Here is an 11,134-nt window from a genome sequence, read left to right on the forward strand (position 1 = left end):
GTTCCTCGGCACCGATGCTGTGGCTTCACCGAAGGTGAAGGTCAAGCGGCCCGCCCCGGTTCCGGGAGCGCTGTCCGGGACGCGCTTGTTAGCCTGCGCATCGCACAGCCGTGCTACCTGCCGTGCTGCCCGCCGTCCCGCCCGCGTCCGACCCGGAGGAACCCATCGTGGCCCGCATCGCCCTCGTCACCTGCCGTCCCGGCCCCGAGGTCAGCGTCGACCGCGACCTCCCGGTGCTGGTGCGGGCGCTGCGGGAGGCCGGGGCCGAGGCGGAGTCCGTGTACTGGGACGACGAGCGGGCCGACTGGGGCGGGTACGACCTCGCCGTGCTCCGCTCCACCTGGGACTACAGCTGGCGCGCGGCCGAGTTCCTGGCGTGGGCGGACAGCTGCGGCAAGGCCACCCGGCTCGCGAACCCCGCCGAGGTGGTCCGCTGGAACGCCGACAAGCGCTACCTCGGCGACCTCGCCGAGGCCGGGGTGCCCGTGGTGCCCACCCGCTACTTCGCGCCCGGCGGCACCCCGAGCGCCGCCGACCTCCCCCTCGACGACGAGTACGTCATCAAGCCCACCTCCGGCGCCGGCGCCCGCTTCGCCGCCCGGTACACGCCCGACGAGCACGACACGGCCGTACGGCACCTCGCGCGCATGCACGCCGAGGGGCTCACGGCGATGGTGCAGCCGTATGTGAAGGGCATCGACGTCAGCGGGGAGCGGGCCCTGCAGTTCTTCGGTGGCCGCCTGCTGCACGCAAGCCGCAAGGGTGCCGTCCTCACCCCCGGCACGCCGTACGACCAGCGCAAGGTCGCCCATCCCGGCCTCGAACCCTGGACCCCGACCCCGGCCGAACTCACCGTCGCCGAACGCGCCCTGGCCGCCGTACCGCACACCGCCGAGCTGCTGTACGCGCGCGTGGACCTCGTCGACGGGGAGGACGGGCCGGGCGGGCAGCCGCGGGTGATGGAGCTGGAACTCGTCGAGCCGAATCTGTTCCTGTCGCTGCATGCGGGGTCGGTGCCGGGGGTTGTCGAGGCCATTCTCGCGGCCGCGGTTCGGTGAGACCACGCCGGACGGGCCCGTCGGACGCGTCCTGCGGCCGCCGGTCAGGGACGGTCGGCCGGGCCGGGCCCGGGCGGGGGCCCGCCCGGCAGCGCGGGGGGATCGGGGGCCGCTCCCGAGCGCAGGCGCTCGAAGACGAGGTCGAAGGTGAAACCGGCGCTGAATCCGAGGGGCAGCGTGAAGAACAGGAGCCTGCGCACGTCCAGTTCGTCCAGCAGGGAAGGCACCGTGAGTAGCTGGGACGCCACGTACAGCAGGACGGAGACCACCCCTGCGCCCAGCCCGCGCACCGCCGCTCTCGGCCACTGACCGGCCGTCTCGAAGGAACTGCGGATCACCGCACCGGCCATGGCCGCCAGCAACGGCGTCACCACCAGCACCCCGAGCCGGCGGCCGGTCGCCGGGCCGGGCTCCCCGGCGAGCACGAAGCCCAGCAGCGAGCACACCAGTAACAGCAGGGCAACGACCGTACCCAGGCCGGCGGAGAGCAGGGACCGGCGCTCGCTCCGGTCGCGTTCGCGCTGCCAGTCCGTGCGGCGCAGCCGCTGATGGTCCAGGCACCGGACGAGCCGGCGCGCGGAGTCGGCCCGCCAGTCCTGTCCGAGGAGAACGATGTCGTCGTCGGTGGTGTCGTTGCGGACCTTGTCCAGGTTGGCCCACACCTGGCTCGCCCCGCCGCCGAAGGCGGCGACCGGCAGCAGCGGAACGCGCTGAGCCATGGCGATGACCCCGGCCACCCGGGTCGACTGGCCCCCGCCGACGAGCAACGCGGCGTCACTGGCCAGCAGCGTCCGGTAGAAGGAGACCTCCCACTCCGGGCCGGTGTCCCGGACCACCCGCACTTCCGCCGCACTGCCCTCCGGCAGCCCGAAGTCGTGGTCCTGGTGCCGGGGTACGTGAAGGAACACCACGCCCGCGCCGTCCACTTCCTGGGCGTATCCCTGGACGACGTCGTACTCGATGTATCTGGGCTTGGCGGAGAAGACGGCGAGGTCGTAGCCGGCCAGCGCGAGTTGACGGCCCAGCTCGCGGCAGGCGGCCGGGGCGGCCTCGGGGTGTTTCAGCCCGGGTGAGTACGTGCGGCCCGGCTCGACGCTGCCGACTATCGCGATGACCGGGCGTGCTCTGTCGGTCGACACCATCCCCCGCTTCCCCCGCGGTCGTCGTCGACCGGCGGTCCGCTGCTTCCGTGAGGATTTCCGGCAGCTGAGCCCACCACACGTAAGTTTCACATAAGGGGCCGTCAATTCGTCGACATAGCGCCGAGTTGACCTATGTCCCGATCACCTGTCAACCTCTCCGTCCTACAGGGGCGAGTGAGTCCCGACTGGGCACGTGCGGCAGGACGGTCAGTGGTCGATGGCGATCACCTTCATCAGTCACAGCTCGGCGAAGACCGAAGAGGATCAGGCGAACGCCGATTCGGTACGGACCGAACTCATCAAACGGTTGCCCGACTTCGGCTGGGACGTGCGCGTGGACGACCTGCTGCCGCCCGGGACGGACTGGCGGTCGGTCCTCTACGGCTGGCTGGCCGACTGCGACGCGGCGGTCGTGCTGGTGAGCAAGGACGGGCTGGAGTCCACCTGGCTCAAGCGCGAGGTCCACATCCTGCTGTGGCGGCGGGCGGTGGGGTCACGCCTCACCATCGTGCCCGTGCTGCTGAAGGGGCTCTCGCCGCGGGAGCTGCGGCGCTCGGAGCTGTCCCAGCTCGCCGATCTGCAGTGCGTCCAACAGGACGAGACCGAGCCCGCGGACCTGGTCTCCCGGATCGTCGAACGCCTCGGTGACCTCGGCGGATGCGCGGACAACTCGGCCATGCGCGCCATGACGACCAAGATCGAACACTGTCTGGACGAGGTGACCGACCGGTTCACACTGCGGTCCATGGCCCACCGACTCGGCTCCGAGGGGGACTGGCGCTTCCCGACCGCTTCCGAGGAGAGGCGCCATGTCGCGCACCAGGTCCTGGCCCCGGTGCCCACCCAGAAGGTGCCGTCGGCCGTCAACGAGGTGGAGTTCTTTCTCTCCCTCGACCGGTTGAACAAGCTCATCAGCCTGCTGCTCCCCACCTGGATCGATCCCCTGGGCGTACGGCAGCTGCTCCCCGGCGAGCGCCGGGTGGTCGCCACGCTGACCGGTGCCCGGGCCGAGACGGCCGAACAGCACATCCACCGCGCCTCCTGCTTCTCGGGCGCCTACTGGGTGAAGGCAGTCGACCTGGTGGCCGGCGAGGCCCAGCACGAGGAGCACATGAAGGCCTGTCGGGCGGCGATACGCGCGCTGCTCAAGTCGGACGACGAGAACGAGCTGCCGATCGAGGGCGAGATCCTCTTCCTCGTCATCGACCCCGCCGGTACCGAACTCGGCGTCGTCGGACATCTGGTGCGCACGCTGATCGGGCGATTCCACTGGCTCAACATCATCGTCCTCACCGACCGGACCGATCCCGCGGACCTGGGCGTCCCGACCGCAGGCGCCGTGCACATCCCGGTGCAGCCCGGTGCCGAGGAGCAGATGGAGCGCACGCGGCGGGCGCTGAAGGAGATCCGCGACAGGAGAAGTGGTCACGGAAAGGACCCCGAGTCGTGATCCCCGAGCCGACCCCGCCGCAACCGACCGCCCGCAACGCCCCCGACCGCCCCGACGGCCGGGCCTACGTCGTACGCGGCGACCTCGACCTGGCCGTCGACATCGCCCTCGCCACCGGACGGCCGCTGCTGCTGCGCGGCGATCCCGGCTCCGGCAAGTCGTCCTTCGCCGCGCACGTCGCGTGGCAGCACAACTGGGCGTATCACGAGCACGTGGTGACCTCGCGCACCCAGGCGCCGGACCTGCTGTGGTCCTTCGACCATGTGCTGCGGCTGGCGGACGCCCAGGCACAGCGGCTCAAGCCGATCGACGCGTATGTGGAGCCCGGTGTGCTGTGGAAGGCGTTCGCGCCGCACTCCGCCCGCGCCCACGCGCTGCGCGCCCACCGCCTGCCCCGGTCCCGTGGCCGACGGCCCGTCAGGACGGACACCGCCGATCTGCGCGCCCGTTCCGTCGTACTGATCGACGAGATCGACAAGGCGGACCCCGAGCTGCCCAACGGACTGCTCGTCCCGCTGGGTTCGCGCCGTTTCACCCTCTCCCAGACGGGGCGTGAGATCGAACCCGAGGACGACACCAAGGCACTCGTGGTCATCACCACGAACGAACAGCGCGAGCTGCCCGAGGCGTTCCTGAGGCGCTGTCTGGTCGTGAAGCTCGAACACCCGGAACCGGCGGAGCTGGTCGAGGTCGCCCGCGCCCATGTGGACGCCTACGACGGCCCCTTCACCGAAGCGGACCTGCTCCTCGCCCAGGACCTGGCGGAGGCGGTGCAGCGCCTGCGCAAGGACGCGGACCGAAGAGCGCACCGCAAGCCCAGCACCGCCGAGTTCCTGGACGCCTTCCACGCCTGCCGGCAACTGGGCATCCGGGTCGAGGACAGCGACGAGCGCTGGCGGACGCTGCGCCGGATGGCGCTGCTGAAGCAGGACAACGTGGCGTGACCGGACAGGTCCCCGAGATCTGGGTGGCCGATCTGGCCCGGGCCTTGGACGCGGTGGGCGATGACCCCGTACTGCAGCGTCGCGCCGCCCGGCTGCTCGGCTTCGCCGATGAGCCACCGCCGCCCGGGCCGCCGCCGGACCCGGCGCCCGGGGCGCCCGCGCCTGCCCCGCCCGGCCCGCCGGCCGAGGAGCCGCCGCTCCCTCCGCCCACCCGCCGCCCCGGTGACGGCGGCGCCCCTCCCGAACCACCGCCACCCGACATCGGCCCGGGGCCGTCCGACGGGCGTACCGGACCGACCGGCCTGCCCGTGCTGGAACCCGTCCGCCTCGACGCCCTCGACCCCACCGACTGGGAAGCCGTCCGCTCCCTCGACGAGGTGACCGAGCGTCACCTCACCGCCCGGCCGCCGCTGGAGCCGCTGCTCACCAGACGGTCCTCCGCCGCCATCCTCAACGCCGCCCTGACCACCCTGGTCCGTGACGACGGCGAACCGGACATCGACGCCCTCGTCGAGGCCTTCGCCCGGGGCATCCCGCTGACCCGGCTGCCGCGGGCCGCCCGTCCCACTCTCCGCTTCGGCGTGCAGGTCCTTCTCGACCAGGGCGACAGCATGGAGCCGTACCGGCGTGACCAGAAGGAACTGGCCCGCCAGATCACCGGGTTGGTCGGCGCGGAACTCACCCAGGTCCGCTGCTTCGCCGATGTGCCGGCCCGGGGCACCGGCCCCGACTCCCCGCGCACCTGGCAGCCGTACCGGCCACCCAGTCCGGGGACCCGTGTCCTGGTCGTCTCCGACCTCGGTGTGGGCGGGCCCGTGCTGCATCCGCGGCGGGCCTCGGTCGCCGAGTGGTACCACGTGCTCGACGAGATCGTCCGGGCCGGATGCACGGTCCTGGCCCTCGTGCCCTATCCGGTCAACCGGGTGCCCGCGGAGCTGGCCCCGCTGCTGTCCGTCCTCACCTGGGACCGGACCACGACCGTGAGCACGGTCTCCGCCCTGGTCGGGCCGCGGCGGTGACCGTGACACGCGACCGGCAGGCCGTCGACCCCGTCGAGAAGCTGGCGACCGCGCTCAGCGTGGCCGTGCGCGTGGAGCCCGAACTGATCCGGGCCGTGCGGCTGGCGCTGTTCCCGCGGCTCGGCGTCCAGACCGAGTCCGACCTGTGGTTCAGCGGACTCGTGCGGTCCCAGGGGCCCACGGGCATCGTCTTCGACACCGCCGAACGCCACCGGCTGCAACGCCGGTTGGAGCGATGGCTGCGACAGCAGCCGCAGGACGCCCCGGTGCATTCCCTGTGGCGGATCGTCCAGCATGTGCACGCCGATCTGTCACCGGCCCTGCTGCTGGAGGAAGAGGTCACCTGGCTCGCCGTGGCCGGACGCCTCGCCGAGATCGACGGCGCCCTGGCCCCGGCGTTCAAGGCCATCACCCAGCAGAATCGTGACGGCCTCAGACAATGGCTGGCCTCGGCCTGGGACCGGCTGCCGCAGGCCGTCCGCGACTCGCCCACGGGCTGGCAGCTCGCCCAGACCGTACGCCCCCGCGTCCCGGCCCGGCGTTTCCCGTTCGCCGTGGAACGCGCTCCGCTGCCGGCCCGCCGGCTCGGCGACCTCGCCCGCGTCCTCGACGACATCCGGATCACCGTACGCCGGGACGGCGACGAGCTGGAGGTCGACGGCCGGGCGATCGACCCGGACGCGCTCATCGACGTGCCGCCGGGCACGTACGCCCTCCCGGTGCCCGACACGGCACCGCGCGTACTGACCCTGCTGGCCGGCGGTCCGCGGGAGCGGGACGAAGATCTGTCCGTTCCGGTGACCTGGCAGATCCGCGTACAGGTCGGTCCGGGACCGGTCCTGCTGCGCAGCGCACGCGGGCAGGTGTTCCGCCTGCCGGACCAGGCTCCGGCGCAGCGCGGCGGGGGACCGGCCGGCCGTTTCCTCGGCATCGCCGTCGCCCGGTACGAGCACGCGCAGCTGCCCCCGCTGGACCACTCCCGCGGCGTGTGCCGTGAGGTGGGGGCCGCCTTCGGCGACACCTACGCCAAGGAGTACCTGGCCGACCCGTCCCTCGCCGCGGTCACCGAGCGGCTGACGCGGCTGGCGGCGCTGCGGCACGACGGCCCGCTGGTGGTGTATGTCCGCGGGTACGCCCTGCCCGGTCCGGGCGGCCCGCGGCTCGCCTTCCGCGACAGTGACCCCGCCCGGCCGGACACCGCCCTGCCGAGCGAAACGCTCTTCCGCCTCGCCGCCGGTTCGGGCGCCGACCAGGTACTCGTCCTGCTCGACACCGTGCGGCCGCCGGGCAGCGATGTCGACTGGGGCTATCCGCCCCCGCCCATGGACCTGACCACGGCGAGCTGGACGGGCCGGATCGCCGTCGTCGTACCCCACGACACCGGATGGGACAGGCTGTTCGGCTCCTGGCTGGTACGGCTGCTGCGGCGCGGCCCGGACGAGGTTCCCCAGGGGTGGGGCTGGTCGCCGCGGGACCGGTTCATCACCGGCGGAGAGGTCTTGCGGGCGGTCGGCACGGACTGGCCGGGTGAGTATCCGTCGACACCGCGGGACTTCGCCACGGGCGTGCCGCGCGAACTGCTGCTCAACCCGCGCTTCGCCCTGCGGCGCTTCCCCGACGACCTGAACCCGGCCGACTTCGGGGAGGCGTACGCCCACGAGGCCGCCGCGTTCCTCGGCGAGGTCATCGGCGACGTCACCACCTCGCGCGAGGACCGGGACCTCGCCGTCGCGAACATGGTGCTGTTGGGACCGGACCGGGGCGTCGAGGCCGCCGGCGCCCTGGACGATGCGGCGGAACGCCTTGCCGCGGTCGGCCGCCGCACCGACGCGGCCGCCGCTCACCGGCACGCGATCACCGTGCTGCGACCCCTGGTCGAGCAACTGCCCCTCCAGGCGCTGCCGGCGCTCGGGGCCTCCCTGTACGGTCTCGCGAGCCGGCAGGCCGAGGCATACCGCTGGGCGGAGGCGGGCCCGGCCGTCGAGGAGTCCGTGGCGCTGCGCCGCCGACTCGCCGTCGACCGGCCGGAGCAGCGGCCCCGGCTGGGCGAGAGCCTGCACCTGTGGTCTCTGGTCCTGCACGGCAGCGGACAGCACGAGGCGGCCCTGAGCGCCGCCGCCGAGGCGGTCGACCTGTTCCGCCGGCTGGCCGACGAGGATGCCCTCACCCACCGTCCCGCGCTGGCGGTGAGCCTGAGCAGCCTCGCCAACCGGTACGGGTCGCTGGGCCGGCGGCAACAGGCCCTGCAGGCCGCCGTGTCGGCCGCGGCCGTGCGACGGGAGCAGGCCGAGGCGGATCCGGGCGGCCGGGCCGACCTGGCGAGGAGTCTGCACGTTCGCTGGTACTGGGAACGTGCCGTGCAGTACGTCGCGGCGGCGCACGCGACGATGTTCGAGTGCGTGAGCATGCGCAGGGACCTGGCCGCGCTGCACCCAGAAACGTATCGCCCGCAGCTCGCCGAGAGTCTCAACTGCCTCGCCATCAGCCTCGCGGACCTGGGCCGCGTCGACGGCGCGATCATGACCGCGCGCGAGGCCGTGGGAACCTACGGCGAGCTCGTCGCCCACGGAGCGGTGGACCTCCGCCAACCCCTCGCCCGCAGTCAGCGCAACCTCGCGCTCTGGCTGGGCACCCAGGGCCGGCCCGCCGAGGCGGTGTCGGCGGCGTCCGAGGCGGTCGGACACTACCGGGAGCTGGAGGCCGAACAGTCGGGCCTGCACCGCGCCGATCTGGCGGACGCCCTGGAGATGCGGTCCTGGGCCCTCGACCTGCTCGGCGACGGCAGGCCGCGGGCGGCCGACGCGGCCCGGGAGGCGGCCAACCTCTACCGCCGGCTCTTCGCCACGCAACCGCGGAAGTACCGGCGTGCCCTCGCCAGAAGCCTCAACACGCTGTCCATCCGGCTGGACACGCTGGGCCGCGCCAAGGAGGCGGCGAGGCTGCGCGAGGAGGTCCGCGCCGTTCTGGCCGACTCGGACGGCACCTCCTAGCCGCGAACCGCCACCCGCTGCAACAACCCCCAGCTGAACTCCGCAACCACCTCCCGCCGCACCCCTTCCCCGTCCGGCGCCGCGAACGCCAGCCCCCAGCGTGACGGGGCCGTTCCCTCCAGGGGCCGGGCGGGGGCGAAGGCGCGGGCCGCCTCGTCGACCGTGCAGGACCAGGGGGTGAGGTCGGCGAGGGTGCGCAGGGCCGGGGCCTCGGAGCCGGGGGCGCGGACCAGCCACTCGTTCCAGACCGCGCCGTTCGGGGCGAGCAGCACCTCGAAGCGGAGGTCGGGCCAGAGGGGGACCGGCCAGAGCCAGGCCTCGCAGTCCAGGTCGCCGACCTTGCGGGTGACGACCGACTCGGGGGCGCCCAGCACCGAGCGGTAGCGGGAGGCGGCCCCGCGTGCGCGCGGGGAGCGGACCATCGCCTGCCAGCGCTTGTTGGCCTCGCGCATGTCGGCGATCGAGACGCCCAGCTCGTGGCGGGCACCGTCCACCAGGTCCGGGTTGTGGTCGGCCATGCGGCGCAGCAGCACCAGCTGGAAGTCGAGCGGGGTGAAGGGGCTAGCGGGGTGCTTTCCGGAGGGCATGCGGTCCATCGTCGCCCACGGGGCGGCGGCCGTCGGGAAGAAAGAGGACCGAATTGACGTACCGGGGGCCTCGGAACGGCAGCACGCGGCGCAGCAGGCCGTGGGTGACGACGTGGGCGGCCTCGGCCTGGTGTGCCTCCAGCGGGAAGGCGGACAGGGGGATCCAGTCGCGGCCGGGCAGGACCCAGCCGTCGTAGCCGAGCAGGGAGAGATACGTCAGCACCGGGGCGATCGGCTGGATGCGGGACTCCAGCTCGACGAACAGGGCGGGCCGGTCGCGCGCGAGGAGACCGGTCGCGCCGCGCAGCACCGCGAGCTCGCTGCCGTCCACGTCGACCTTGACGAACCCGACGTCCTTGAGGCCGAGTTCGTCGAGGGTGACACAGCTGACCGGGAGTGCCGTGGCGTGGATGTTCCGGCGGACCAGGGAGGACACCCCCCGGTCGCCCGCGTCGTGCGGCGGCAGCCAGAGCCGGGCCGTGCCGGGACGCTCGGCCGCCGCGGCCTGCACGACCCGGACGTTGGGCGGGGCCGTCGCGGCGAGGAGCCGCGCGAGGTGCGGGACCGGTTCCACGGTCACCACCCGGCGGGCCCGCCGCGACAGCCGCCGCGTCCACGGGCCGTACCACCCGCCGACATCCACGGCCGTCCCGCACCCGGCGGGGCACAGCTCCGCCAGCCGGGCCAGCTCGGGCTCGAAGCGCGGGTACACGGCCCGGGCGACAGCGGCGACCACGCGGGTCGGCAGGAGTGGGGCGATGCTCGCGGCCAGGGTCATGGGGCCATCCGTTTGAGTAGTTCCTCGTGTTCGTCGTCGGAGACCTGCTCCCCGGAGGCCGGCAGCAGCTGCGGGATGCCGTCCACGATCGGGTAGCGGCGGTGCAGGCGCGGGTTGTAGAGCGCCTCGGCCGCCGTCCGGGCACTCGGCTCGTCCGGTACGACCAGGTGCAATGGCCCCTTGTCGAGCGGGCACGCCAGGATCTGGAGCAACGGGTCATCGGGCTTCATGGTGGGGTCAACTCCTTGGCGCCGACGGCGGGTTGGGGAGAAGGCGGGGCCGGCGGGTCGTGCCTCGGCATCGACAGCAGCACGACTACGGCGAGCGCCGTGCCCGCGACCCGCAGCGCCAGCCGCAGCGGCTCCTCCGGCAGCGCCTCGCCGAACGACAGCGTGCCGAGCACAGCCGTGTAGAGACTGGTCACCGTCGTGCACACCGGCACGATCAGCGAGGCCCGGCAGCGTTGCAGCGCCGCCTGCGACATGACCAGCCCGAACGCGCCGGTGAACAGGAGCAGATACGGGTACGGGGAGCGCAGCAGGTCCAGCACGGCGTCGCCGACTCCGCTCGTCGTCAGGTAGCTCGACACCCCCTTGATGGCCAGCGAGCTGACGCCGTACAGCAGCCCCACCGCCACGCCGTACTCCACACCTGCCGTCGGCAGCCGGTGCCGGTGCCGGGCCCTGCGCTCCGCCGAGTTGTACAGCCACACGCCCGCCGCCAGCGAGGGCACGCACACCAGCAGGATCAGCGGATACGGGGCGGCCCGGCCCACGGCCTCCCCGCCGCCCGGGCCCTCCCGCAGTGACAGCACGACCATCAGCAGCGCGGCGAGGATCGCGCCGAGCGCGTACCGCTCCCGCCCGCTGGTCTCCTCGCCCAGCAGCCGCGCCGAGAGCAGCACGAGGAGCACGAGCCCGGAGACGAAGATGCCCTGCGCGGCGGCGATGGGCAGCGTGCGGTAGACGACGAGCTGCGCGCCGAAACCGGCGGCGAGGGCGAGCGACCCGCCGATCCACAACGGACTGCCGAGCACCAGCCGCAGCAGCCGGGCGGGTTGCCGGATGTTCACCTGCGGAAGTGCGGTGAGCGCCCGTTTCTCCAGGACGAAACCGAGGCTGTACAGGGTGTTCGCCATCAGGGCCGCGGCCACTCCCCACCACATG

The 11,134-nt window shown here is 73.2% G+C and carries 10 protein-coding genes; 5 read left to right on the plus strand and 5 right to left on the minus strand.

Annotated features, from left to right (window positions below):
* Positions 1 to 167 precede the first annotated feature (167 nt).
* Positions 168 to 1,058 carry an ATP-grasp domain-containing protein gene (locus ACZ7L5_RS06040; protein WP_471515817.1) on the plus strand — a complete coding sequence of 297 codons (891 nt, stop codon included), beginning with the start codon at positions 168 to 170 and terminating at the stop codon, positions 1,056 to 1,058.
* 44 nt (positions 1,059 to 1,102) lie between these two features.
* Here the strand turns inward: ACZ7L5_RS06040 and ACZ7L5_RS06045 are convergent, their stop codons facing one another.
* The gene (locus ACZ7L5_RS06045) at positions 1,103 to 2,200 is read right to left on the minus strand and encodes a hypothetical protein (RefSeq protein ID WP_471514807.1); all 1,098 of its coding nucleotides are present in this window, start codon (positions 2,198 to 2,200) and stop codon (positions 1,103 to 1,105) included.
* Between the two features lie 217 nt (positions 2,201 to 2,417).
* Here ACZ7L5_RS06045 and ACZ7L5_RS06050 point away from each other — a divergent pair, with 217 nt between their 5' ends.
* Genes ACZ7L5_RS06050 through ACZ7L5_RS06065 form a run of 4 tightly spaced genes read left to right on the plus strand, consistent with a single transcriptional unit; the run spans position 2,418 to position 8,603 of the window.
* Positions 2,418 to 3,650 carry a toll/interleukin-1 receptor domain-containing protein gene (locus ACZ7L5_RS06050; RefSeq protein ID WP_471514808.1) on the plus strand — a complete coding sequence of 411 codons (1,233 nt, stop codon included), beginning with the start codon at positions 2,418 to 2,420 and terminating at the stop codon, positions 3,648 to 3,650.
* On the plus strand, positions 3,647 to 4,594 hold the full coding sequence (locus tag ACZ7L5_RS06055) for an AAA family ATPase (protein ID WP_471514810.1): 948 nt from the start codon (positions 3,647 to 3,649) through the stop codon (positions 4,592 to 4,594). The genes ACZ7L5_RS06050 and ACZ7L5_RS06055 overlap by 4 nt, the downstream gene beginning before the upstream one ends.
* Positions 4,591 to 5,613, plus strand: a complete 1,023-nt coding sequence (locus ACZ7L5_RS06060) for a hypothetical protein (protein WP_471514812.1) — start codon at positions 4,591 to 4,593, stop codon at positions 5,611 to 5,613. The genes ACZ7L5_RS06055 and ACZ7L5_RS06060 overlap by 4 nt, the downstream gene beginning before the upstream one ends.
* Positions 5,610 to 8,603: a hypothetical protein gene (locus ACZ7L5_RS06065; protein ID WP_471514814.1), complete on the plus strand. Its 2,994-nt coding sequence runs from the start codon at positions 5,610 to 5,612 to the stop codon at positions 8,601 to 8,603. The genes ACZ7L5_RS06060 and ACZ7L5_RS06065 overlap by 4 nt, the downstream gene beginning before the upstream one ends.
* Here ACZ7L5_RS06065 and ACZ7L5_RS06070 read toward each other — a convergent pair.
* The 4 genes from ACZ7L5_RS06070 to ACZ7L5_RS06085 are packed head-to-tail and all read right to left on the minus strand — an operon-like array spanning position 8,600 to position 11,121.
* Positions 8,600 to 9,199: a hypothetical protein gene (locus ACZ7L5_RS06070; protein ID WP_471514816.1), complete on the minus strand. Its 600-nt coding sequence runs from the start codon at positions 9,197 to 9,199 to the stop codon at positions 8,600 to 8,602. The genes ACZ7L5_RS06065 and ACZ7L5_RS06070 overlap by 4 nt on opposite strands.
* Positions 9,165 to 9,968, minus strand: a complete 804-nt coding sequence (locus tag ACZ7L5_RS06075) for an FkbM family methyltransferase (protein WP_363035733.1) — start codon at positions 9,966 to 9,968, stop codon at positions 9,165 to 9,167. The genes ACZ7L5_RS06070 and ACZ7L5_RS06075 overlap by 35 nt, the downstream gene beginning before the upstream one ends.
* On the minus strand, positions 9,965 to 10,198 hold the full coding sequence (locus ACZ7L5_RS06080; protein WP_328881883.1) for a Trm112 family protein: 234 nt from the start codon (positions 10,196 to 10,198) through the stop codon (positions 9,965 to 9,967). Before ACZ7L5_RS06080 ends, ACZ7L5_RS06075 begins: the two co-directional genes overlap by 4 nt.
* Positions 10,195 to 11,121, minus strand: a complete 927-nt coding sequence (locus ACZ7L5_RS06085) for a hypothetical protein (RefSeq protein ID WP_471515819.1) — start codon at positions 11,119 to 11,121, stop codon at positions 10,195 to 10,197. Before ACZ7L5_RS06085 ends, ACZ7L5_RS06080 begins: the two co-directional genes overlap by 4 nt.
* Between the last annotated feature and the right edge of the window lie 13 nt (positions 11,122 to 11,134).

It is taken from the genome of Streptomyces sp. NPDC107528 (assembly GCF_055639295.1).

Excerpts from the sequence above, each read along its gene's own strand:
- ACZ7L5_RS06045 (WP_471514807.1), bottom strand. The coding sequence starts at position 2,200 with ATGGTGTCGACCGACAGAGCACGCCCGGTCATCGCGATAGTCGGCAGC.
- ACZ7L5_RS06050 (WP_471514808.1), top strand. The coding sequence starts at position 2,418 with ATGGCGATCACCTTCATCAGTCACAGCTCGGCGAAGACCGAAGAGGAT.
- ACZ7L5_RS06070 (WP_471514816.1), bottom strand. The coding sequence starts at position 9,199 with ATGGACCGCATGCCCTCCGGAAAGCACCCCGCTAGCCCCTTCACCCCG.
- ACZ7L5_RS06075 (WP_363035733.1), bottom strand. The coding sequence starts at position 9,968 with ATGACCCTGGCCGCGAGCATCGCCCCACTCCTGCCGACCCGCGTGGTC.
- ACZ7L5_RS06080 (WP_328881883.1), bottom strand. The coding sequence starts at position 10,198 with ATGAAGCCCGATGACCCGTTGCTCCAGATCCTGGCGTGCCCGCTCGAC.